The organism is Devosia naphthalenivorans, from assembly GCF_003056355.1.
In the GTDB taxonomy this organism is placed as follows: Bacteria; Pseudomonadota; Alphaproteobacteria; order Rhizobiales; family Devosiaceae; genus Devosia; species Devosia naphthalenivorans.
The window spans coordinates 21,632-45,043 of the sequence record NZ_PYVW01000022.1; the positions used below are offsets into that span (position 1 = coordinate 21,632).

The following is a 23,412-nucleotide window of genomic DNA, read 5'->3' on the forward strand; positions in this document are numbered from 1 at the left end:
GATTATCCGGCGCTGGGAAAGCCGTCCGCCGGTTTAGAGGAAGAGGCCCTGCCGCGCAACGACCGAAGGAACAGGCGGAGCGCTTGACGCACCCGCCCTGCAAAGCGAGTTTGCCGCATGCACTTTGATTCGTGGACAAGGCTTTCATGACCTGGCTGGCCGAAACAGCCATGCTGAGCCATGGCTGGCGCCGTTTGCTGCTGCTGGTGGTGGCAGGCGCCGTTGCCGGTCTGTCCATCCCTCCGCTGTTCATGGTCCCTGCCCTCTTCGTGAGCTTCCCGCTTTGGGTCTGGAGCCTCGATGGCGCGGAGCGCAGCCGCGGCTGGCGGCGCCTGTTCGGCTCCGCTTTCACCATCGGCTTTGCCTTTGGCTGGGGCTATTTCACGGTGGCGTTCCACTGGCTGGGCGCCGCGTTCTTCGTGGATGGCGGGATCATGCTGGTCCTGATGCCGTTCGCCATCCTGGCGCTGGCGGCGCTGATCGCGTTTTTCTGGGGGCTGGGCAGTGCGCTGGCGCATCTGTTCTGGAGCCATGGTCCCTGGCGTATCGTGACGCTGGCCACCTTCGTGACCATCGCCGAATGGGCGCGCGGCCATGTGCTGACCGGCTTTCCCTTCGATTTACTGGGTTATGCGCTGACCCCGACCGACGAGATGATGCAGATCACCTCGGTGATCGGCGTCTATGGGCTGACGCTGGTGGCGGCGTTGCTGGCGATGACCCCAGCGCTGATCTGGCCCGCCGACGGGCGTAGTCTCAGCAGGCGCCTCCTGCCCTTTTTTATCGCCATGGCGGTGATCGCGGGGCAACTGGGCTATGGCCACAATCGCTTGACCGGCACCGTTTCGACGGAACGCACTGATATCGCCATGCGGCTGGTGCAGCCGCTGGTTTATGAGCATGCCGACTGGGGCAATGCCGATCCGGTGGCGCTGATCGACCGGTTGCTGATGCTGTCCGAAATGCGGATGGACCCGGCCGATCAGGGGCTCGCCGACATCACCCATCTGGTGTGGCCGGAGTCGAGCCTGCCGTTTTTCCTGTCGAGCTATCCCGATGCGCTGGCGCGGATCGCCCGGCTGCTGCCGGAAACCACCACTTTGCTGGCGGGAATTCCGCGGCAGCAATACGCGCTGGACCAGACCCAGGGTTCGGGGCCGCCGTTCAATTCGCTGATGGCCATCAACACCAATGGCGAGGTCATTGCGTCCTACGACAAATCCCATCTCGTGCCGTTTGGCGAGTTCCTGCCGTTCAGCCAGTTCTTTTCGAAGCTGGGTATCAAGCAGTTCGTTCCGGGCGCCGAGGGCTGGGCCCATGGCGATGCGCGGCGCCGGCTGATGAGCCTGCCCAACACGCCGGCATTCCTGGCGCTGATCTGCTACGAGATCCTGTTTTCAGGCGATCTGGGCGATACGGCCGGCGCGCAATTTATCCTCAACATCACCAATGACGCCTGGTTCGACGGCTCCATCGGGCCGGCCCAGCATGCCCACCATGCGCGGGTGCGGGCGGTCGAGGAAGGCCTGAGCCTGGTTCGTGCCGCCAATACCGGGCTGACCTTCGCCACCGACCCGCTGGGGCGCGTCACCGGGCAGATCGAGCCGCTGCAGATGGCGGTGCTGGATGTGCGCCCCCATCAGCGGCTGGCGGGCACGGTGTTCTCCCAGGTGCGCCACTGGCCGCTGCTGATCGCCTTGCTGGCGGGGCTGCTGATTTCGCTGGTGGTTTCACGCGCCGGGCGCCGCAATCGGGTCTGACGGGGCAGGAAATCCTGCTCCGAAATCGTCATGCGACATATCAAGCTTTCTTTATATCCTTCTTGACCCGGACGGGGCGTGGTGTCACAAACCCTGCCAAACAGCGCTTTTTGGCGTGCTTTTACCAAGTTCAGGGGATTTTGCGTGGCACGGTCGTCATATCTCTTCACGTCGGAATCGGTGTCCGAGGGGCATCCGGACAAGGTTTGCGACCGCATCAGCGACGAAATCGTCGACCTGGTGTTCCGCGAAGCCAAGAAGGCCGGCATGGATCCCGCCAATGTGCGCATCGCCTGCGAAACGCTGGCGACGACCAACCGCGTGATCATCGCGGGCGAAGTGCGCGTGCCCGATACCCTGCTCAAGAAGGGCAAGGATGGTGCCATCGTGCTCGATGCCTCGGGCAATCCGGTGGTCAATCCATCCAAATTCAAGTCCGCTGCGCGCAAGGCGATCCGCTCGATCGGCTATGAGCAGACGGGCTTTCACTGGAAGACCTGCCGCATCGATGTGCTGCTGCATGGCCAGTCGGCCGATATCGCGCAGGGCGTGGACGAAAGCGGCAACAAGGATGTGGGTGCGGGCGACCAAGGCATCATGTTCGGCTATGCCAGCCGGGAAACCCCGGAACTGCTGCCGGCGCCGATCTATTATGCCCACAAGATTCTGGAAAATCTGACCATTGCGCGCAAGGCCAATAACGGGCCTGCCGGCAAGCTCGGGCCCGACGCAAAATCGCAGGTAACGGTGCGCTACGAGAACGGGCAGCCCGTTGGCGTGACGCAGATTGTCCTTTCAACCCAACACCTTGACCCGTCGCTGACCTCGGCCGATGTGCGCACGATCGTGGAGCCGCATATCCGCGAATCACTGCCCGAAGGGTGGATCGATGCGGATACGGTCTGGCATGTTAATCCGACCGGCAAGTTCGTCGTTGGCGGGCCTGATGGGGATGCCGGGCTGACCGGGCGCAAGATCATCGTGGACACCTATGGTGGCGCCGCGCCTCACGGCGGCGGGGCGTTTTCGGGTAAGGACCCGACCAAGGTGGATCGGTCGGCAGCCTATGCCGCGCGCTATCTGGCCAAGAACGTGGTGGCCGCTGGAATCGCCGATCGCGCGACCATCCAGCTCAGCTATGCCATTGGCGTTGCACAGCCTTTGTCGATCTATGTGGATCTGCACGGCACCGGGAAAGTCGACGAGGCGGTGGTTGAATTGGCGCTGGCGAAGGTCATGGACCTGACGCCGCGGGGGATCCGGACGCATCTCGATCTCAACAAGCCCATCTATGCCAAGACTGCCGCTTACGGGCATTTCGGGCGCAAGGCGGGGCGTGATGGCAGCTTCTCGTGGGAAAAAACCGATCTGGTCGGGGCGCTCAAAGCCGCAGTGAAACCGCAATGATGAGCGGTTTCTGAACGCATGAGTGACCACGAACTACCAAAAACCCGCTCGGGCGAGCCGCGCGCCTTCTTTGGGCGCCGTTCCGGCAAGAAACTGCACGGCGGTCAGCAGGCGGTTTTCGACGCCACCCTGCCCGCGCTCGAGGTCAAGCTTGCGGAGAAGCTCGATCCGCGTTCGCTGTTTCCCGATGCGGAAAAGATCATCCTCGAGATCGGTTATGGTGGTGGCGAGCATCTGGCGCTGGAGGCCGGGCGGCATCCCGAGACCGGCTATATCGGCTGCGAAGTCTTTACCGGCGGCATCGGCAAGATGGTGCAGGCCATCGCGGCGCAGGATTTGCGCAATGTACGGCTCTTTACCGACGATGCCTATAAGCTGCTGGTAACCCTGCCCGATGCCTCGCTCGACGAGGTCTACCTGCTCTATCCCGACCCCTGGCCCAAGACGCGCCATCACAAGCGGCGCTTCGTGTCACCGACCACGCTGGCCGAGCTGGCGCGGGTGATCCGGCCCGGCGGAGTGTTTCATTTCGCGACCGATATCGAGGACTATGCCAACTGGACGCTGGCCCATATCGTGCGGTCGCCGCAGTTCAGCTTCATGCCCGAAAAGCCGGGCGGCTGGCATGAGCCCTATCCGGGCTGGGAGCCGACGCGCTACGAGCAGAAGGCCCGGCGCGAAGGGCGGCTGGTGAGCTTTTATTTCTCGTTCCCTCGCCAGTAAGCCTTCTCCACGCCTGCGCTCCGCGATGCGCAGACATGTCAAAGTTTAATTCGATGCGCCATTGTGAGCCGGTTTCGGGCTCCCATATGGAACATTCGTCCGTCATTTTCGAGGCTGTGCCATGTCCGCTCTATCCACCTCCAGATCGCATGAAAATGATGTTCTGATGGTGCGATCGGGCAAATGGACACTGACCATCGTGACGCTGCTGCGCGAAGAGCGCATGCGCTTCAATGAGCTCAAGCGGATCGCCGGTGTGTCGCAGAAAACGCTGACGCTGACCTTGCGCGAACTGGAGCGGGACGGGTTTGTGACCCGCACGATGTTCGCCACCATTCCCCCGCGCGTCGATTATGAGCTGACGTCCCTGGGTCGGGAATTGCTCAAGCTTGCCGATGGGCTGAAGCAGTTTGCGGCCCGGAACGCGGACCAGGTGCTGGCAGCTCGCCAACGTTTCGATGCTGCGGGTGGAGAGCCGGTCGTCCGGCTGGTCCATCCGCAATAGACATACGGGCGCCGTCGCTGTTGAGCGGCGGCGCCGGAGACGCTCAGCTTAGAGAGCGACCTGCTGCAGGGAGCCGGGTGCAAAGAACTGCATGACCTGGCGGCCATCTTCCTGGACGACGAAGGCGCGAACGAGGCCGCCCCACTGTTCTACGGAAGTGGCGTTGACGCCCTGATCGCGGAGGCGGGACAGGATGTTCTGCGCAGCGGTGTCATAGGAGCTGCTGTTGTCTTCCTCGTTGAAGTCGCTCAGGCCGATGCCGCCATCGGATTCTGCGAATGCAGGGGCAGCGGCGCCGACCAGCGTGGCGGCAGTGACAAGGGCGATTACAGTGTTCTTGATCATTGGAGTGTTCCTTTCGTTGTGAACACCATGGAAGTGGCCCTGCCCGCTTCGTCCCTCAAGATGCGATTTCGGTGCCCCAGGGGCTTGAACTTGCGTCGGGGATGACGAGGGTTTTAATAAGGAAATCAAGAGGTTTTGGCGTAACCCGGTTTCCTGAGAGACACCGTGTTTCAGTTTGGTGACGGTCTGGTGGCGCAGGGGTTTGGTGGGGTCCGCTGGGTGAAAGAGGTGGTGGGCGGTGTCATAAAACGGTCACGGAATTGAGCCGGTTGGTGCGCTGGCAGAGGGTAAAAAGCCGGTCCCGCGCCACCATAAAAATTTTTGTCGGAGGCAATTATTTTTTGGATCGGCACTGATTTGGCCGAGTACGAAGCCTCTTGGGGAGGGTCTGCCGCAGAACTTCCACAGCCACCGGGCTGCCCTCGGGCTTGCCAACCTCAACGCGGCACAAGGGGGGGAGAGGCCCTCGGATCAGGTCCGAGGGAAACGCAGTGGGGAGGAGAGGCAATGCCCGTCAGCCTGGCCAGGCAATGCGAGCCTTGGTGGCTCCTGGCCCTTCCTACCGCCGCACTTGCGGCTTGGGCCGTTCGGCGCTATATAGTCTTTCAACATCTCTAGCATCTTGCAGAGTGGGAGCCTTCCGGCCCCGCTCTTTTTTATTACCTGAAGGGACCGATGAGCTTCGATCTCACCGAACAGCGCTTCATCAAGGAAACGGGCCTCGAGGCCCGCGTTGCCCGCATTGTCGAGCCGGTGGCCAATGGCCTGGGCTTCTCGCTGGTGCGCGTAAAGATCAGCCAGGAAAATGGCTGCACGCTGCAGATCATGGCCGAGGACCAGAACGGCCGCTTCACCATCGTCAATTGCGAGACGCTGAGCAAGGATCTCTCGCCCGTGCTCGACGTGGAAGACCCGATCGACCGCGAATATCATCTTGAAGTCTCCTCCCCGGGCATTGATCGTCCGTTGGTGCGCCGCCGCGATTTCGCGGCCCACGTGGGCCACGAGGTCAAGATCGAGCTCGGCGACATGATCAATGGCCGCAAGCGCTTCCGTGGCTTCATCAAGGCCGTGGAAGACGATGCCGTGATCATCACCCTGCCCGATGCCCCCGCCGGCGCCGATCCGGACCATCGCCTGCTGTTCGCCAATCTGGCGGAAGCCAAGCTCGTGATGACCGACGCCCTGATGGAAAAGGCGCGCCTCGACCAGGAAGCCCATCCCATCGACGACGATGAGACCGAAACGGTCGCATACGCCGACGCTGATAACGACGACGAAGACGATACTTCCCAGCCTGACGACCCGGAGGCCGGTACGGCCGAGGACGCGGCGGAGAAAAATACCCCGAAGGAGTCCAACTGATGGCCGTTAGTGCGAACCGCCTCGAGCTGTTGCAGATCGCAGATGCCGTTGCCCGCGAAAAGTCGATCGACCGCATGGTCGTGATCGAGGCGATGCAGGATGCCATGGAAAAGGCAGCCAAGGGCCGCTATGGCGCCGAAACGGAAATCAAGGTCGAGATCAACCCGCGCTCGGGCGAAACCCGCATGTGGCGCCTGCTCGAGATCGTCGAGGACGTCGAGGAGACCAGCCGCCAGGTCGATCTGAAGACCGCGCAGGTCAAATCGCCCGAAGCCAAGATCGGCGACTTCCTGACCGAGCCGCTGCCGCCGATGGAATTCGGCCGTATCGCCGCCCAGTCCGCCAAGCAGGTTATCGTGCAGAAGGTGCGCGATGCCGAGCGCGAGCGCATGTATGACGAATATTTCAACCGCATCGGCGAGATCGTCAACGGCTCCGTCAAGCGCGTCGAATATGGCAATGTCATCGTCGACCTGGGCCGTGGCGAAGCCATTATCCGCCGTGACGAGCTGATCCCGCGCGAAATGTTCCGCTATGGCGACCGTGTGCGCGCCTATGTCTATGACGTGCGCCGCGAGCAGCGTGGCCCACAGATTTTCCTGTCGCGCACCCATCCGCAGTTCATGGCCAAGCTGTTCATGCAGGAAGTGCCCGAGATCTATGATGGCGTCATCGCCATCCGCTCGATTGCCCGCGATCCGGGCTCGCGCGCCAAGATCGCCGTGACCTCCTCGGATAGCTCCATCGACCCCGTGGGCGCCTGCGTTGGTATGCGTGGTTCGCGCGTGCAGGCGGTGGTTGCCGAACTGCAGGGCGAAAAGATCGACATCATTCCATGGACCGATTCCATTGCGGACCTCGTCGTGAGCGCGCTGCAGCCGGCCGATGTGGCCAAGGTGGTGCTGGACGAGCAAGCAGAGCGCATCGAGGTCGTGGTTCCCGACGAGCAGCTGTCGCTGGCCATCGGCCGCCGCGGCCAGAATGTGCGGCTGGCTTCGCAGCTGATCGGCTGGGATATCGACATCCTGACCGAGCAGGAAGAAAGCGAACGGCGCCAGAAAGAATTCACCGAACGGTCCGGTCTGTTCATGCAGGCCCTTGACGTTGACGAGATGGTTGCCCAACTATTGGCTTCCGAAGGGTTTTCCTCCGTCGAGGAACTGGCCTATATCGACGCCAACGAAATTGCGTCGATTGAAGGCTTCGACGAGGAAACCGCCGGGGAAATCCAGAATCGTGCCGCCGAATATCTGGCGGCCATCGATCAGGCCCATGACGAAGAGCGCAAGAAGCTCGGCGTCGAAGATGAGCTTTACGAGATCCCCGGGCTGACCGCCGCCATGCTGGAGGCGCTCGGCAAGGAAGACATCAAGACCGTGGAAGACTTTGCGGGCTGCGCCGCCGACGATCTGATCGGCTGGAGCGAACGCAAGGACGGCGAAACGAAGCGCTTTGAAGGCACTTTCAAGGACTTCCCGGTATCGCGCGAGGAAGCTGAAGACATGATCATGCAGGCCCGCATCAAAGCCGGCTGGATCGACGCGGAAGACCTGCCCGCGGCCGACGAAGTCGAAGCCGGCGCTGACGAGGCAACGGCTTAGGCCGTTTCCAAGCGAGGGACCCAGATGGCCCGGCGCGAAGAAACGACGCGGATGTGCGCACTGACACGGGCTGAAAAGCCCGTGGCAGAGCTGATCCGTTTCGTACTCGGGCCGGACGATGTGCTGGTGCCCGATACGGATGCCAAGGCGGAAGGCCGTGGCGTCTGGCTCAGCCTCAACCGCGAACTGGTGGCCGAAGCGGTCAAAAAGAAAGTCTTCGCGCGCAGCCTCAAGACCGAGGTGAAGCTGCCGGACGATCTGCCGGCCCTGACGCAATTGCGGCTCGAGCAGCGCTATCTCAATGCCCTGGGCATGGCGCGCAAGGCGGGACAACTGACCTTTGGCGCTACCAAGGTGCGCAGCCTGATCGATACGGGCGGTTTGATTGCCCTGATCACGGCAACCGACGCCGCCGAAGACGGGCGCAGCAAGATGGTGGGGCCGCTCAAGGCGCTGCATTACGCTGCTGCCGAAGAAGGAATCGAAGGGTTCGACGTGCCCCATTTCGAATTGCTCTCTTCTGAGCAAATGGGTTTGGCACTTGGCCTTGAAAATGTGATACATGCTGCCCTAACGAATGGGGCAGCAGCCCAATCGGCAGTGGAAAAGGCCCGCAGACTGGCCCTTTACCTTGCCAAACCAACGGAAATGGACACCGGCCGCCCAGCGGTTGACGGTGACCTTTTGCCCGAGGAACAGGACGAAAGACGCGAGATACATGGCTGATAACGACGACAAGCGCACCGAAGACACTGGCGCGAAGAAGACGCTGACATTGAAGGGCGGCCCAGGCCTGGGCAACCGTCCGGGCATGTCGCGCGGCCCTTCCCGCTCGACGGTGGTTGTCGAGAAGCGCACCCGGCTGGTTCCCAAGCCCAACGCACCGGCGAACGCTCCGCAGCGCCCGCAATCGGGCGCACCATCGGGTGGACGCCCCGCCAATGGCCGGCCGGCCGCAGCCCGTCCGGGGCAGGCGCCACGCGCGCCGCTCGGTCTGTCCGCAGCGGAAGCCGAGGCCCGCCGCCAGGCGCTGGCCATGGCTGGCGCACGTGCAGCCGAGGAAAGCGAGCGCTTCGCTGCCGAGGAAGCGCGCCGCATCGAGGAAGATGCGCGCCGCCGCCAGATCCGCGAAGAAGCCGAACGTGCCGAGCGCGAAGCGGCTCAAGCTGCGTCCGCGCCGGCCGAGCAGGCAGAACCTGCACCCACGGCCGCAGCCGAACCGGCACCCGATGCAGCGGCTCCCGCAGCGCAAGCTCCCGCCGAGCCGGTTACTCCGGCTTCCCAGCGCAACGCCGGTCCATCCAGCGTGCGTGTCGTTGCAGGCCGTCCAGGTCAGCCACCGCGTCCGCCACGGGTGGAACGCCCAAGCAATGCCCGTCCGGAAAGCGAACGTGGCGCCAACGCCTATATCAAGCCAGGTGCCGCAGGCGCCCGGCCAGGCGCACCCGGCGCACGTCCTTCCGGCACGGCAACCCGTCCGGCTGGCGAACGCCGCCCGGCCGGCACCGGCATGGCGCCGATCGGCAATGTGCCACCCGCCGGTCCCAACGAGGCCGATGGCCGCAAGATCCGCACCGGCTCGCCGGCTGCGCGTCCGACGACCGAAGCCGAACTCGAGAACGCCCGCCGCGCTTCGCGCGCTGCCCCGGAACGTCCGACCCGCCGCACTGGCGCGGACACCAATGCGCGTGGTCGCCTGACCGTTTCCAGCGCCACCACCGAGAACGATCGTGACAAGGGGCCATCGCTGGCCGCCATGCGCCGCCGTCGCGACAAGAAGATGGGCCGCAACCAGCAGGAAGCGCCAAAACTCAGCCGCGAAGTGATTATTCCGGAAGCCATCACGGTTGCCGAACTGGCAAACCGCATGGCCGAACGCTCCGTCACCGTCATAAAGATGCTGATGGCGCAGGGCACCATGGCCACGATCAACGACGTGCTCGACGCCGACACGGCCGAGCTGATCGCGACCGAGCTGGGCCATACGGTCAAGCGCGTTTCGGAAGCGGACGTGGAAGAAGGCCTGTTCGATCTCGCATCGGACGACAAGGCCGAGGATCTGACCGATCGTGCGCCTGTCGTGACCATCATGGGTCACGTCGACCACGGCAAGACCAGCCTGCTCGACGCGATCCGCGAAGCCAATGTCGTGTCTGGTGAAGCCGGTGGCATCACCCAGCACATCGGCGCCTACCAGGTCGAAAAGAACGGCAGCAAGATCACCTTCCTCGACACCCCGGGCCACGAGGCGTTCACCGCCATGCGTGCCCGTGGCGCCCAGGCGACCGATATTGCCGTGCTCGTGGTGGCAGCCGATGACGGTGTGATGCCGCAGACGATCGAATCCATCAAGCATGCCAAGGCAGCGGGTGTTCCGATCATCGTGGCCATCAACAAGATGGACAAGCCCGAAGCCAACCCTACCCGCGTCCGCACCGAGCTGCTCCAGCACGAAGTGTTCGTGGAATCCATGGGCGGCGACGTGCTGGACGTGGAAGTGTCGGCCAAGACCCAGGCGGGTCTGGACAAGCTGCTCGAAACCATCCTGCTGCAGGCCGAAGTGCTGGAACTCAAGGTGGCCCGCGATGGGCGTGCCGAAGGCCTGGTCATCGAAGCAAAGCTCGATCGCGGCCGCGGTGCGGTGGCGACGGTACTGGTGCAGCGCGGCACGCTCGCCATCGGCGATATTCTCGTCGCCGGCACCGAGTTTGCTCGTGTCCGCGCCCTGATCAACGACAAGGGCGAGCAGGTCAAAAGCGCTGGCCCATCCATTCCGGTGGAAGTGCTGGGCTTTACCGGCGTGCCGAGCGCGGGCGACCGCTTCTCGGTGGTCGAGACCGAAGCGCGTGCCCGTGAAGTCACCGAATACCGTCAGCGCGCTATCCGTGAAAAGACGGCAGGCGGCGGCGCCACGAGCCTCGAGCAGATGATGAACCAGCTCAAGGTTGCCGGCATCGCCAAGTTCCCGCTGATCATCAAGGGCGACGTGCAGGGTTCGGTGGAAGCGATCGTCGCTTCGCTCAACAAGCTCTCGACCGACGAAGTGTCGGCGCAGATCCTGATGAGCGCCGTGGGCGGCATCACCGAAAGCGACGTGACCCTGGCTTCGGCTTCGAACGCCATCGTCATCGGCTTCAACGTGCGTGCCAACAAGCAGGCGACGGACCTTGCCACCCGCGACGGCATCGAAATCCGCTACTACAACATCATCTACGATCTCGTGGATGACGTGAAGAACGCCATGAGCGGCCTGCTCAAGCCCGAACGCCGCGAAACCTTCATCGGTAACGCGGAAATCCTCGAAGTCTTCACGATCACCAAGGTCGGCAAGGTCGCCGGCTGCCGGATCACCGAAGGCATGGTGGAGCGCGGCTCGGGCGTGCGTCTTATCCGCGACAACGTCGTTATCCACGAAGGCAAGCTCAAGACGCTCAAGCGCTTCAAGGACGAGGTCAAGGAAGTTCAAACGGGTCAAGAGTGCGGCATGGCCTTTGAAAACTATGAAGACATGCGCGCTGGCGACGTTATCGAATGCTTCCGCGTCGAAACCGTACAGCGCACGCTGTAACTGTTCCGATCATAGACGAGCGAAAGGGCGCGGGGATAAACCGCGCCCTTTTTTTGTGGCCAGAATGATGGCTTAGTTCAGCTGCACGATCACGCGGGTCTGGGTGTCGACCAGGGCCGGGCGGTCACCGACATAGACGTAGGAATAGCTGGAGTCTGGAACCTGGACCAGTTCCACGCTGTCGGGCACGACATAGCCAACGGTGACGTCGCCTTCCAGCTCAACCGGGTCTAGCGGGTTGGAGATCACGTAATCGGCCGAGGTCTGGGGCACCAGATAGCCGGGCGACTGCACGAAGGCGCGGCTTTCGAGGTCCACGATCCAGACGCGGTCATTGGCATAGATATAGCCAAAGGCCGGATCGCCCTCGATCGGGTAGATGGTGACGTCAGCGGGGACGACATAGCCAACATCGAGGCTGGTGTCCAAATAGATCGGCTCAACCGGCTGGGCCATGGCGTATTCGACGCTCGAGGCCTGAACGCCGGCACCTGCACCGAGCGTCGCACCGGCAAAACCGCCGATCACGGCGCCAATAGGGCCGCCGACCACGGCGCCAACGGAGGCGCCCACGGCAGCGCCACTGGCGCCACCCACCAACGCGCCTTCTTCAGCGTCGGCTTCGGAGGATTGCTCCACACCCACTACCTTGTCCTGCGCCATGGCAGGAGCAATGGCGGCGAACGACAGCGCGGCCACGGAGGCCATGAGGATCTTTTTCATTGTACTTGTCCTTTTCGTCGAGTGGAAAACACTCGTTTTGCGGAGGCGCTCGGCGGGAGGGCCAAGCGCCTTGGATCCGCCCCGTGGCAAACAAACGGAGGACAAGCCCGTTTGTTCCGGCCCGCTAAAGCAGCCGCTCGATGGCGGGTGCGATGCTCTCGGGCTCATCGGTGGGGGCAAAGCGCTCCACCACCAGACCATCCCGGCCGACCAGGAATTTTGTGAAATTCCACTTGATGCCCTCGGTTCCCATAACACCGGGGGCCGAGCGCTTGAGCCAGGTGTAGAGTGGATGCTCGTCCGCGCCATTGACGTCGATCTTGCCGAACATGGGAAAGCTCACATCATAGGTGAGCGAGCAGAACTGCGCGATTTCCTCAGCGCTGCCCGGCTCCTGCTCGGCAAACTGGTTGCAGGGAAAGCCCAGCACCACAAAGCCTTGCTCGCGGTAGCGGCGATAAAGCGCTTCCAATCCGGCATATTGCGGGGTCAGCCCGCACTTGCTCGCGACATTGACCACCAGCACCACCTTGCCGGTGAATTCGGCCAATGGCTGGGGCGTGCCGTCGAGCAGGGGCAGGGTGAAATCGGCGAGCGTCGTGGTCACGCCGGCTCCCGCAGATCGTTTTCGCTGACGATGCGCTGGTAGGATTCGACGCTGGACTGCACGCGATACTGAACGGCATGGCCCTCATATGGCATCAGCGACACGATGGTGCATTGCCCGGCCCGGCGCGACGAGCTGCCGTGCATGGGCAGGAGGTCGAGCTGTTGGCCAACGGAATATTTGTGCATGGAATTTTTCTGCCTTTCGGGCGCAAACGGCTGCTCGCCGAAGGATACGCGGGGAGAGGCGTTGATCCCTTCTAGCAGAAATGGGCCAAACCGGCAAGAAAACCGGACGTGCCAAGGCGCCGGCCAGCCATGCGGCTGCCGGGCGGAAAAGCAGTGAGACGGACCCCGAGGCGCCTGGCGTCTCGTGTGAGATTAAACTAGTGAGACGCCAGGCGCCTCGGGGTATCCGGGATTTTCTGGCGCGCGCGACTCTGGCCGAAGGGCGTTCATAGCCCCACGACACTTCCGCTTGCCCAGGCTGGGGCACGACCCCCAACCCCCCGGCTGTTGCTGCTGCCAGTGGCCGTGCACGCCGTCTCCGCGCAGCAATGGGATGCAGTGTACGGGCGGCGGCGAGGAGGGGGATAAGTTTTTGTGCGAGGGGGTGGTGCGCCCGGGCGCGCCTGTGGTGGCCTGGGGCAACGCCGGCATCGATGCCGGCACTTTTCACCGGTCACCGCCGCTTGAACTGCTCGATGCGTATCGCGAGCTTGCGGCGCAACTCGCGCGTGGCGGCCGTATTGCCGACCTTGGCCTCATGCACCATCTGGCGCAGGCGCCGCACGGGAACCGGCGCACCGGCAACAGCCCACATGAAACATTTCCTGTCGTCGTGCCAAGCGGTATGGCGCAGCTCGTAGTCTTCCATTTCGGCCAACGCCTGACCGAGCTGGGTCAGCAACCCGCCATAATCCGGGGCCGCCACCGGCAGCTTGTCGCTGCCTTTGCCGAACACCCACCCATCGGCCAACAAGGCCTCCGCCACGATCCGCGTCTGCTCGCTGATGGGCATTTCGGGCTTGCGCGCTGCAACAGCGGCAATCTGCTTGTGCAGCGCCGAAAGTTTTAGCCAAAGCGCTTCGTGGCGCTCGGCCAGGGGATGGGTGACGGGCGGGTGTTTTCGGATTTTGGATCGGGACAAGGGTCTCTCCTGTCTTGGCGCAGTGGCCGGAATAGGAGAGGGTAAGGCGGCCTGGAGGGGCGGGGATTAGTTTAGACGCATTGGGCGCCTCGCCGTAGGGGAGGCTTAGGTCGGACAGAGAAGGCGCTTATCTATGGCACTTGTTAAGCGTAGGAGGCAGACAAGCAATTTCGGGCATCTACTTTCCCCACCGAACTTAGCCCATCGCTCTGAACCAGTCGCGAATTGAAAGATGCAAACGAACCACTTCATCTTCAGCCAGAGGCTTGCAATGAGCAATCGGCCCTCGAAGAACATTTAAGGTGGCGGTCACTCTTTCAAGTGCTTTAACGTCCTGAAAGATCTCATTGAAGTCAGTCCAGTTGGATTTGATTATCTCGGACAACTCCCCAAAAGTTGTATAGTCAATCGCCTCCTGAGATCGCACCGAGACCCCAAACTCCTTTTCCTTCTTGCGCGTTGCCGCAACGTGATTTTTGACGCTATCCGGTACTTTCGCGTCCCACCATTGCTCGCCGTGCTTCTCAAAGAGCACATCGACAACAAGCGAACGAATAGAGTTCTCGAGGCAGTAAAAGACCCGATAATGTGCGCTCATTTCGGCTGCCTCGCGCCGAATTTTCTCCTCGAACTGTGGGTAATACGTCTCGTCAATCGTGTCCGTTGTCGGGGGGCGGTGGCCTAAATCTAGGTCATGCTCACGTTCTATTCGCTGGATAGCAGCTTCAATGCTCAAGTTATTTAATGCGAAAAGCCGAAGCCGATGAACTTGGCTATTCATCGGTCAAAAGGTTCGTTCTGATTGCAGAGAAAATAGCATTGTACACATTTACGTCGGTCGTCTCGGGCAGGTTGACGTTGATTGTGTAAGACAGTCGTAAGTCGTTCGATGATTTCGATTTTACCTCGTGCTTGACTAAGGATTTGGAGGTATCCAGAGGAGTGACGTCAGCCCTCGCTTTGTCCTCTGCAGAGTCGAAGTCGGCTAGCTGCTTGCAGGCCTTGAAGCTCCCTACAATTGCCGCGACTGTTCCGTCCCCTGGCTCCTTCCCGGTAATTTCGACAACGAGGTTTTTTAGTTTTTCGTCTGCAAGCGCGTGGGCGAACTCGTTTTTCTGGAAAATGTCCGCAAAGCCGTGCCGCATAGCTTCAGCCATTGCAGCGCCACTGCTATCAACATTGCGAAAGCGGGTGTAAATATCCGTTGGCGTCCCATCGCTTTGGATGAACCCCAGCCTTTTAAGAAATGGAATGAATGGTCTCGCGCTGCCAGAGCCATAGCCTAGAACGGTGGCTTGGAAGTCTAGTGTATAGCGGGGCGGTACCTTTGCCTCCTGTATTTTTTCGAAGATCTTCCCTATCAGTCCAGTTGAATTAATGAATGGTGGCAATGCCATACCTAGCCCCCTAACCCGCGTTAGCGTACGTTAGGGCTGTAGTAGTGTAACCGTCTAGCCCAGTTGGTAACGATTGATGACCTTCGGCGTCTTCATTCATCGCGCAGATTCAATCTATGATGACAGCCCAGCAACTCAGTATCAATTTCCCAAATCCTATTTGGCCCGTGCCTCAGCCTGCGTGGGAGATTGGATCGTGTATTACGAGCCAGTGAAGGTACGGGGCTCAAAGGGCTATTACGCCATAGCCCGTGTTTCCAGTATCGTGCCTGACCCAACAGCCACCAACATGTATTTGGCTCTGATGGAGCCGGGAAGTTATCTGGAGTTTCCCAACACCGTGCCGTTCGACGGCGGAGACGGTGTGCTTGAGAAGGGTTTGTTGAACGAGCAGGGCCGTATCTCCGGGCGGGCCCAAGCGGCCGTCAGGCCAATTTCTCCTCAAGATTTTGACCGTATTCTTGAGCGTGGATTGGCTGAGGATCGGCCGCTGTTACCTAGGGTTGGTGTGTTGGCCACCACTCAGGATACGCCGTTTCAACTCGATGAAGGCCAAGCATCCTTTGTCTATGAGCAGGAGCGGCATCGCATTACTGCGATGACCACGCGGGTGGTGCGTGATCGGGTCTTTCGCAGGGTCGTGCTGCGCGCCTATGGCGAACGCTGCGCCGTGACCGGGCTCAAGTTGACCAATGGTGGTGGACGAGCGGAAGTTGACGCCGCCCATATTCGCCCTGTCGAGCAGAACGGACCAGATATCATCAATAATGGCCTGGCGCTGTCGGGCACAGCGCATTGGATGTTTGATCGGGGGCTGATCGGCCTGAGCGATGATCTTGAGATCATCATTTCACGTCAGGTGAATGACCGGGAGGGCGTGGAGAGCCTGATCAACAAGACCGGACGTTTGATCGGCCCGCTAGCTTCACGTGACCGGCCGCATCCGGCATTTTTGGCTTGGCACCGGGAGAACTGCTTCAAGCAGTAGAACTAGCCGTTAGGCCGTCCCGGGCAGGCCAGATGCCGCATCATAGACGCCCTTCAGTTGTACGGCCAACATCCCGCCTAGTAGGTCTTCCATAGCGGAAAGGTCCAGCTTTCCGTCCTTACAGGCGGCGTCTGCGGCGTCGAGAGCGGCGAAGTAAGGATTTCTGTTGCTGACGATCTGTTCCGGTATGGTTGGGTTGCCGGGTAGAATTGCCTGTAATTTGCAGCACATCACCACGTAGGAGAGTGTTCGCGACGTGCGTCCGTTGCCGTCCGAGAAAGGGTGTATCCAGTTAAGCCGCCACATGATGTAGGCTGCCAGATGGATAGGTGACGCAGTTTCCCAATGCTCGTTCACATAGTCGCACATGTCCTCGACCAGCTCTGGAACGAGGTGAGCGCCTACCGGCTCATGGCTACTGCCGTCAATCGATACACCGGCGGGCCTGAAGTTTCCGGCATAGGCGCTAATACCCCGTAGCGCCTCGCGCTGGAGTGCGAGGACGAGTGATACTCTGAGCTTGAAGCTTTTGCGCTCGATTGCGTCACGAACGACACTAAGCCCATAGTCATATTGCCGAAGGCCGTTCAGGGCCTCAGCTTGAGCCTTCTCGACGGCACCAGTGATCAGATCGGCTTCAAGCGCTTTGCTGTGCCGCTGAGACAACTCCTCCGACATCAGCTTCTCCGATTAGCTGCGCTTGAGCTCTTCTGTATGCAAGGTGGCGAGCCGCTCCGCCTGCTCATCGATCATGTCCCGGGTGATGTCGGAATTCTCGAAGGCTGTGTTGCCATAGGCGAAGCTACGACGCTGCTGTTCTTGCTGCTGCTCGGTCTGTGGAACCTTCTTGGCGGCTTCGATCAACGAATTGAGAGCGTCAGTCATAAAGGGTCTCCAAATCAGGCTCAGTGCTATCTTGCACCACTGAACTCTTAATGTCGTGTATCGAAAATGGGTGCTGCTCAATTTTGTTGGGCGACCAGAGCTTTTTAAAGTCAGTCGTCGCCCATCTTCAACGCCTTGATGAAGGCTTCCTGCGGGATTTCCACCGAACCGAACTGGCGCATCTTCTTCTTACCGGCCTTCTGCTTTTCCAGCAGTTTGCGCTTGCGGGTGGCGTCGCCGCCGTAGCACTTTGCCGTCACGTCCTTGCGCATGGCGCGGACGGTTTCGCGGGCGATGATCTTGCCGCCGATGGCGGCCTGGATCGGGATCACGAACAGATGGGGCGGGATCAGCTCCTTGAGCTTTTCGCACATGATGCGGCCGCGTGATTCCGCAACGGTGCGGTGCACCAGCATGGAGAGGGCATCGACGGGCTCGGCATTGACCAGGATGGAGAGCTTGACCAGGTCGCCGGGGCGGTGGTCGGCCAGGTGGTAATCAAAGCTCGCATAGCCCTTGGAGATCGATTTCAGCCGATCATAGAAATCGAACACCACTTCGTTGAGCGGCAGATCGTATTCCACCATGGCCCGGGAGCCGACATAGGAGAGGTTCTGCTGGATGCCGCGGCGATCCTGGCAGAGTTTGAGGATCGAGCCGAGATATTCGTCGGGGGTGAGAATGGTGGCCTTGATCCAGGGCTCGCGGATTTCCTCGATCTTCATCACATCAGGCAGATCGGCCGGATTGTGCAGCATGATCGTTTCGCCATTGGTCATGGCGACCTCGTAGACCACCGAAGGGGCGGTCGCGATCAGGTCGAGATTGAACTCGCGGGAGAGGCGCTCCTGGATGATTTCGAGGTGGAGCAGGCCCAAAAAGCCACAGCGGAAGCCGAAGCCGAGCGCGGCGGAAGTTTCCATTTCGAACGAGAAGCTGGCGTCGTTGAGGCGCAGCTTGCCCATGGCGGCGCGCAGCTCGTCGAAATCACTGGCATCGACCGGGAACAGGCCACAGAACACCACGGGCTGCGCCGGGCGGAAGCCGGGCAGGGCGGCCGCGGTGGGCTTTTTGTCTTCGGTGATGGTGTCGCCGACATTGGTTTCGGCAACTTCCTTGATCGAGGCGGTGAAAACGCCCAGCTCGCCGGGGGTCAGTTCCTTGACCTCCACCAGCTTGGGCGTGTTGACGGCGACGCGATCCAGTTCATAGACGGCACCCGAGGCCATCATGCGGATCTTCTGGCCCTTTTTCATGGTGCCATCGATGATGCGTACCAGCACGACGACGCCCAGATAGGTGTCGTACCAGCTATCGACCAGCAGGGCCTTGAGCGGGGCCGAGATGTCGCCCTTGGGGGCGGGGAGGCGATGCACGATCGCTTCGAGCACGCCTTCGATGTTGAGGCCGGTCTTGGCGGAGATTTCGACAGCTTCGGAAGCGTCGATGCCGATGACGTCCTCGATCTGGGTCTTGACGCGATCGACGTCGGCGGCGGGCAAATCGACCTTGTTGAGGACCGGGACGATCTCGTGGTTGGCGTCGAGCGCGTGGTAGACATTGGCCAGCGTCTGCGCCTCGACGCCCTGGGAGGCGTCGACGACGAGCAGCGAGCCTTCCACGGCCGCCATCGAGCGGGAGACTTCATAGGCGAAGTCGACGTGTCCGGGCGTGTCGATGAGGTTGAGGATATAGGTTTCCCCATCCTTGGCCTTGTAGGACAGGCGCACGGTCTGCGCCTTGATGGTGATGCCGCGCTCGCGCTCGATATCCATCGAATCGAGCACCTGCTCCTTCATCTCGCGCAGGTCGAGCCCACCCGTGGTCTGGATCAGGCGATCGGCGAGGGTGGATTTGCCATGGTCGATATGGGCGACGATGGAAAAATTGCGGATGTGGGAAAGCGGCGTTGTCATGAGGGTGCCTGTAGCAGAAGCCGGCAAGGGCGCAAAGATGGTTTCCGCAGGGTTAACCGCGCGTTTTGGCAACGCGGCGGGTGCTTTGTGCGTTCGAAAGGCATGAAGATCGCCAGAGCCATTGTTGTCGCGCTGTTGTTGGGGCCGGTTGTGCCCGTTGCAGCGCAGGATTTTTTTGAGCCCATTCAGGACATGGTGGATGAGCTGACGGCAAAACCAGCGCCCCGGAAGGCGGTAGAGCCCCCGGCGGAGGAGGAGCCGCCGGTGCCACGGCCACGGCCGCCTAGCCTGCCGGAAACGCCGGAGGTTGAGGTGCCCGAGCGACCGGCGCCACCTGAGCAGCCCGCGGAAAATGAGGAGCCTGAACCCGAGGCCGAGCCGGCACCGCCGCCAGAGCCCGAACCCGATCGCGTCTATCAGGCGGCGTGTCCGGCGGTGATTGCCGGGTTGGTGGAAGCCGAGATGGCGCCGCCGCTGAGCGAGGGCGCTTGTGGGGAACAGTCCCCGCTGGTGGTCACGGCGGTGCTGAGCCGGGGGCGCATGGTGCCGCTATCGTCGCCGATCACCACCAATTGCCAGATGGCGAGCGCCTTGCCCGGCTGGGTGGAGGATGTGGATGGCTATGCCGGGGCGATGCTGGAGAGCCCGTTGGCGGAGATCACGACGGGCACCAGCTATATGTGCCGGCCGCGTAACGGCGGGGATGCCCAGTTTACCTCCGAGCATGGCTTTGCCAATGCGGTGGATGTGGTGGGCTTTACGCTCGAGGATGGGCGGAAAATTGCGGTGACGGAAAACTGGATGCCGGCAGCCGAGCCCGAGGGGCGGCTGCTGCGGCTGGCCCATGATGCGGCCTGCGGCAGCTTCATGACGGTGCTGGGCCCGGAAGCCAATGCCGAGCATAGCGACCATCTGCACCTCGACATGGGGTGCCATGGTCAAAGCTGCCGCGCCCGGATCTGCCAATAAGCTCGTCAGCCCCGGAAGGGATGACGAGCGATGGGCTTATTGTGCTGATGTAGCCGGGGCTTCGGTGCCGACTGCTGGCGTTGCAGGTGGTTCGGTGCCCACAGCGCCGGCAGCGGGTGCGCTCGACTGGTAGATGCTGGCGACGGCCTCCACACCGGCACGGTCGGCACTGCCTTCGGCGCAATCGGGCTCGGTCTTTTCGACATCGGCCTTGACCACGGCATAAGCCTTTTCGGCGGTCGGCGCGTCCATGGCGAGGGAGGTCTCGAGACGCTTCTGGTCGATTTCCATGCCCTTGATGACCCCATCGGCCAGCGAGATGGCGCAGATTTCGATCACGGCCTTGGTGGCATACATGCCGGTCAGCAGGTTTTGCTGCTTGGGCGTGGCATCGATGGGCGCTGCGGGATCGACGATCACTTCGCTGGCCGAAGGGGCAGGGCTCGCAGCGGGGGCGGCGTCCTGGGCGGTAGCGGCGCCGAGACCGGCGGCGAGAAAGACGAGCGCGGCGATGGGGCGGATCATGGGAGGCTCCGTTGAAGCGGGAAACATGCGTTGTCCCCCTTCAACGGCCTGATTATGGCCTCAGCACGGCGCTCAGTCGCAAACCGGATGGTGGACGGGCAAATCGGCCCAGTCGTGCACGCTCATCTGGTCAGGATTGGCGGGTTCGCCGCCGTACTCGAACAAAGCGCCGAGCCAATGGGCGACGACGCGGAAGATCGTAGACATTTTGTCGCCTCCTTTCTGGGAAGTGTGATCTCGTTCCATCTGTTTTCCGCCTTTTTAAGGCAGGCAGGCAATGGACAAGCTCTGCTCTCGGTTGTAGAAAATCTATATGAGCAAGGCATTTCCCATTCCGCTTAATGCCCTGCGTGCCATCGAGATCGTGGCGCGGCGCGGTGCCCTGGCGCCCGCAGCGGAAGAATTGGGCGTGACGGTTGGCGCGGTCAGCCAGCACTTGCGCCGGGCCGAGGAGCGGCTGGGGGTGGAGTTGTTCGAGCGGACGTCGGCCGGCCTGCGGCCGCTGCCAGCGCTCAAGGCGGCGCTGCCGCAGCTCAGTTCCGGCTTCGCTGCGCTGCAGGACGGGCTTGCGGGTCTCAAGGGCACCGATGACGGGGTGCTCAACCTGACCGTTGGCAGCGTTTTCGCCTCGCGCTGGCTGATCTGGCGGATCAACAAGTTCACCGCGCTCCACCGCGATATCGAAGTTCGGCTCAATGTCACCGGCGCCATGCTGGATCTGGCGCGGCCCGATATCGATTGTGGGGTGCGCTATGGTTTTGGGCGCTGGCCGGGGGTCACCAGCCATCTGATCGGGGGCCGGGCCTATCAGCCGGTTTGTGCACCCAGCGTCGCCAAATCCATCACGGGGCCGGGGGATCTGGCGCATGTGCCGGTGATCCAGGATGAGACCACCATGCTCAGCTGGGACGCGTGGCGGGCGGAGATGGGCATGGACCTGGGAGCACGCTTGAGCGGGCCGGTTTATTCCGATGCTTCGCTGGCGTTCGATGCGGCCATTTCGGAGCAGGGCGTGCTGATGGCGGCGGATATGATGAGCGCCGATGCGGTCAGCGATGGACGGCTGGTGCGGCCGTTCAATCATCCGATTGAGGGCGAGCAGGCTTATTGGCTGGTGACGGCGAATGGGCGGCGGGAGAACCGCAAGGTCAAGGCATTTCGGGAGTGGCTGGCGGTGGAAGTGCCGGCCAGTGTCGAGGGGTATGTGAACCAGTCGCGGGGGTAGAGGGGTGATGGGATTTGGGGCGCAGGGTGGAGGGGATGAACACACGATTTTGGGGCTAGCCATCCCCCACCCTTGATCCCTCCCCGCAAGGGGGAGGGTGTCGACTGATGGGGCGGGGCGATCTCCCCCTCCGACAAAGATACCCCATTGGCGTGCGGGGGGAGGTCGTCTAGCCTTGGGTGGAAACCGGGTAGGGGCATCATGGCTCAAGTGAGTGACGTTATTGTCTTGGGGGCGGGAATCGTCGGCATTGCCACGGGTATTTACCTGTTGCGCCGCGGGCGGAGCGTGACGCTGATCGACAAGAACGAGCCGGGTCACGAAACTTCGTTTGGCAATGCCGGCATTATCCAGCGCGAGGGCGTGCGGCCGCATGCCTTTCCGCGCGACCTGCACATGCTGATGCAGGTGGGGCTGCATTTGTCGACGGCGGCACGCTATGAGCCGCTGGCCCTGCCGCGGCTGGCGCCGGCGCTGTTGCGCTATTGGTGGGCGTCTTCGCCCGAGAGCTACAGAAAAGTGGTGCAAAGCTATGCGCCGCTGATCGGGCGGTCCATCATCACCCATGCCGATCTGATGGCCGACGCGGGCCCGGAAGCGGAGGCGCTGGTCAGTAAATCGGGCTGGCTGCTGGCGTTCCGCAGCGAAAAGGGCCTGCGGCACGAGGCGGAAAAGGCGCTGGGCGACCAGGCGTTCGGCATCAGCCATAAAGTGGTGGAATGGCCCGAGCTCAAGCAGATGGAACCATCGCTGATCGGCGGACTGGCGGGTGCGATTCATTGGACGGATCCCTGGACGGTGCGCGACCCCGGCGCGCTGGTGAGCCAGTATTTTGCGCTGTTCCAGCGGCTGGGTGGGACCTTTGTGGAAGGTGCGGCCAACGGGTTGACCGAGGCGAATGGCGGCTGGACCACGCTGGTCAATGGCGCGACCGTCTCCGGCAAGCAGGCGGTGGTGGCGCTGGGGCCGTGGGCGCCCGAAGTGCTGGACAGACTGGGCTATCGCCTGCCGCTGTTCGTCAAGCGCGGTTATCACATGCATTATGGCACCGAGGGCAATGCGACGCTGAACAAGCTCGTCCTGGATGCCGAGGTGGGCTATGCGCTGGCGCCGATGGCGAGGGGCATAAGGCTGACGACGGGCGCTGAATTCGCCATGCGCGACGCGGCGCCAAGCCCGATCCAGCTGGGCAAGGCGGAGCGCGCGGCCAAGGAACTGTTCCCCCTGGGTGAACGGCGCGACCCGCAGCCCTGGAAGGGGGCGCGGCCTTGTACGCCGGACATGATGCCGATCATCGGCAAGGCGCCGCGGCATGAGGGACTTTATGTGGGCGTGGGGCATGCCCATCACGGCTTTACGCTGGGGCCCGCGACGGGGGAATTGCTGGCGCAGGCGATGACGGGGGAAGCGACGGCGATTGATATCAAGCCGTTCGGGATGGAGCGGTTTTTGCGGGGGTAGATTTTTTTGGGACCCGTCTACTGATCGCTCAGCTCTTGCGTCCCCTCGCCCCTCAGGGGAGAGGGTAGCGCCGCCAGGAGCGTGAGCGACGTGGCAGAGCTGGGGTGAGGGGCGCGATGCTGGGACATTGCGCTATGTGGAAGCATCGCACCCCTCACCCGGCGCTTGCGCGCCGACCTCTCCCCTGAGCAACCGTGTTTGGTGTCAATCCATGTTGGTTTTCCATAGGGTATTGCTGGCGAGCACGGCGTTGGCGGTTATGATGAGCTTTCGCATGGCGGCAACGATGGCCA

The 23,412-nt window shown here is 62.0% G+C and carries 24 protein-coding genes; 12 read left to right on the forward strand and 12 right to left on the reverse strand.

Features of this window, described 5'->3' with window-relative positions; all coding sequences use genetic code 11:
- Nucleotides 1-146: 146 nt before the first annotated feature.
- From lnt to C8264_RS20000, 4 genes are all read left to right on the forward strand, one after another.
- Nucleotides 147-1,760: an apolipoprotein N-acyltransferase gene (gene lnt / locus C8264_RS19985; protein WP_108462774.1), complete on the forward strand. Its 1,614-nt coding sequence runs from the start codon at nt 147-149 to the stop codon at nt 1,758-1,760.
- 144 nt (nt 1,761-1,904) lie between these two features.
- The gene (gene metK / locus C8264_RS19990) at nt 1,905-3,167 is read left to right on the forward strand and encodes a methionine adenosyltransferase (RefSeq protein WP_108462749.1); all 1,263 of its coding nucleotides are present in this window, start codon (nt 1,905-1,907) and stop codon (nt 3,165-3,167) included.
- Nucleotides 3,168-3,185: 18 nt separating this feature from the next.
- A complete protein-coding gene (gene trmB, locus C8264_RS19995) occupies nt 3,186-3,890 on the forward strand; it encodes a tRNA (guanosine(46)-N7)-methyltransferase TrmB (RefSeq protein WP_108462750.1) in 705 nt (234 codons plus the stop codon).
- 121 nt (nt 3,891-4,011) lie between these two features.
- On the forward strand, nt 4,012-4,395 hold the full coding sequence (locus C8264_RS20000; protein WP_108462751.1) for a winged helix-turn-helix transcriptional regulator: 384 nt from the start codon (nt 4,012-4,014) through the stop codon (nt 4,393-4,395).
- A gap of 48 nt (nt 4,396-4,443) precedes the next feature.
- On the opposite strand, the gene C8264_RS20005 is transcribed toward C8264_RS20000, so the two are convergent.
- Entirely contained in the window at nt 4,444-4,740 is a 297-nt protein-coding gene (locus tag C8264_RS20005; RefSeq protein ID WP_108462752.1) for a hypothetical protein, read from the reverse strand.
- Between the two features lie 675 nt (nt 4,741-5,415).
- Here C8264_RS20005 and rimP point away from each other — a divergent pair.
- The 4 genes from rimP to infB are packed head-to-tail and all read left to right on the forward strand — an operon-like array spanning nt 5,416 to nt 11,274.
- Complete coding sequence (gene rimP / locus C8264_RS20010) at nt 5,416-6,105, forward strand: ribosome maturation factor RimP (protein WP_108462753.1); 690 nt, start codon at nt 5,416-5,418, stop codon at nt 6,103-6,105.
- Nucleotides 6,105-7,706, forward strand: coding sequence for a transcription termination factor NusA (nusA, locus tag C8264_RS20015; RefSeq protein WP_108462754.1), 1,602 nt, complete (start codon nt 6,105-6,107; stop codon nt 7,704-7,706). Before rimP ends, nusA begins: the two co-directional genes overlap by 1 nt.
- Nucleotides 7,707-7,730: 24 nt before the next feature.
- On the forward strand, nt 7,731-8,432 hold the full coding sequence (locus tag C8264_RS20020; protein ID WP_108462755.1) for an RNA-binding protein: 702 nt from the start codon (nt 7,731-7,733) through the stop codon (nt 8,430-8,432).
- On the forward strand, nt 8,425-11,274 hold the full coding sequence (gene infB / locus C8264_RS20025) for a translation initiation factor IF-2 (protein WP_108462756.1): 2,850 nt from the start codon (nt 8,425-8,427) through the stop codon (nt 11,272-11,274). Before C8264_RS20020 ends, infB begins: the two co-directional genes overlap by 8 nt.
- A 72-nt stretch (nt 11,275-11,346) precedes the next feature.
- Here infB and C8264_RS20030 read toward each other — a convergent pair whose 3' ends face one another.
- From C8264_RS20030 to C8264_RS20055, 6 genes are all read right to left on the reverse strand, one after another.
- Nucleotides 11,347-11,997, reverse strand: coding sequence for a DUF1236 domain-containing protein (locus C8264_RS20030; RefSeq protein WP_162783797.1), 651 nt, complete (start codon nt 11,995-11,997; stop codon nt 11,347-11,349).
- 124 nt (nt 11,998-12,121) lie between these two features.
- On the reverse strand, nt 12,122-12,604 hold the full coding sequence (locus C8264_RS20035; RefSeq protein ID WP_108462758.1) for a glutathione peroxidase: 483 nt from the start codon (nt 12,602-12,604) through the stop codon (nt 12,122-12,124).
- Nucleotides 12,601-12,792 (reverse strand): hypothetical protein, encoded by a 192-nt coding sequence (locus tag C8264_RS20040; protein ID WP_108462759.1) that lies wholly within the window; start codon nt 12,790-12,792, stop codon nt 12,601-12,603. The genes C8264_RS20035 and C8264_RS20040 overlap by 4 nt, the downstream gene beginning before the upstream one ends.
- Nucleotides 12,793-13,285: 493 nt before the next feature.
- On the reverse strand, nt 13,286-13,753 hold the full coding sequence (locus C8264_RS20045) for a hypothetical protein (protein ID WP_108462760.1): 468 nt from the start codon (nt 13,751-13,753) through the stop codon (nt 13,286-13,288).
- Between the two features lie 196 nt (nt 13,754-13,949).
- Nucleotides 13,950-14,489, reverse strand: a complete 540-nt coding sequence (locus tag C8264_RS20050; RefSeq protein WP_205245740.1) for a Swt1 family HEPN domain-containing protein — start codon at nt 14,487-14,489, stop codon at nt 13,950-13,952.
- Between the two features lie 37 nt (nt 14,490-14,526).
- On the reverse strand, nt 14,527-15,150 hold the full coding sequence (locus C8264_RS20055) for a DUF5343 domain-containing protein (RefSeq protein WP_108462762.1): 624 nt from the start codon (nt 15,148-15,150) through the stop codon (nt 14,527-14,529).
- 76 nt (nt 15,151-15,226) lie between these two features.
- Between C8264_RS20055 and C8264_RS20060 the strand changes: the two genes are divergently transcribed.
- Complete coding sequence (locus tag C8264_RS20060; protein WP_108462775.1) at nt 15,227-16,138, forward strand: HNH endonuclease; 912 nt, start codon at nt 15,227-15,229, stop codon at nt 16,136-16,138.
- A 9-nt stretch (nt 16,139-16,147) separates the two neighbouring features.
- Here C8264_RS20060 and C8264_RS20065 read toward each other — a convergent pair whose 3' ends face one another.
- From C8264_RS20065 to lepA, 3 genes are all read right to left on the reverse strand, one after another.
- Nucleotides 16,148-16,816 (reverse strand): Fic family protein, encoded by a 669-nt coding sequence (locus C8264_RS20065; RefSeq protein WP_108462763.1) that lies wholly within the window; start codon nt 16,814-16,816, stop codon nt 16,148-16,150.
- Between the two features lie 12 nt (nt 16,817-16,828).
- The gene (locus C8264_RS20070; RefSeq protein ID WP_108462764.1) at nt 16,829-17,023 is read right to left on the reverse strand and encodes a hypothetical protein; all 195 of its coding nucleotides are present in this window, start codon (nt 17,021-17,023) and stop codon (nt 16,829-16,831) included.
- A gap of 110 nt (nt 17,024-17,133) precedes the next feature.
- Nucleotides 17,134-18,939 carry a translation elongation factor 4 gene (lepA, locus tag C8264_RS20075; RefSeq protein WP_108462765.1) on the reverse strand — a complete coding sequence of 602 codons (1,806 nt, stop codon included), beginning with the start codon at nt 18,937-18,939 and terminating at the stop codon, nt 17,134-17,136.
- A 102-nt stretch (nt 18,940-19,041) separates the two neighbouring features.
- Between lepA and C8264_RS20080 the strand changes: the two genes are divergently transcribed.
- On the forward strand, nt 19,042-19,908 hold the full coding sequence (locus C8264_RS20080; protein WP_162783798.1) for an extensin-like domain-containing protein: 867 nt from the start codon (nt 19,042-19,044) through the stop codon (nt 19,906-19,908).
- A 36-nt stretch (nt 19,909-19,944) separates the two neighbouring features.
- Here C8264_RS20080 and C8264_RS20085 read toward each other — a convergent pair whose 3' ends face one another.
- Together C8264_RS20085 and C8264_RS22805 are read right to left on the reverse strand one after the other, a co-directional pair.
- A complete protein-coding gene (locus tag C8264_RS20085) occupies nt 19,945-20,433 on the reverse strand; it encodes a hypothetical protein (protein WP_108462767.1) in 489 nt (162 codons plus the stop codon).
- A 72-nt stretch (nt 20,434-20,505) separates the two neighbouring features.
- Nucleotides 20,506-20,640 (reverse strand): hypothetical protein, encoded by a 135-nt coding sequence (locus tag C8264_RS22805; RefSeq protein ID WP_281261472.1) that lies wholly within the window; start codon nt 20,638-20,640, stop codon nt 20,506-20,508.
- Between the two features lie 106 nt (nt 20,641-20,746).
- On the opposite strand from C8264_RS22805, the gene C8264_RS20090 reads away from it, so the two are divergent.
- Nucleotides 20,747-21,658: a LysR substrate-binding domain-containing protein gene (locus C8264_RS20090; RefSeq protein ID WP_108462768.1), complete on the forward strand. Its 912-nt coding sequence runs from the start codon at nt 20,747-20,749 to the stop codon at nt 21,656-21,658.
- Nucleotides 21,659-21,859: 201 nt separating this feature from the next.
- Nucleotides 21,860-23,119, forward strand: a complete 1,260-nt coding sequence (locus C8264_RS20095) for an NAD(P)/FAD-dependent oxidoreductase (protein ID WP_108462769.1) — start codon at nt 21,860-21,862, stop codon at nt 23,117-23,119.
- Nucleotides 23,120-23,412: the final 293 nt, after the last annotated feature.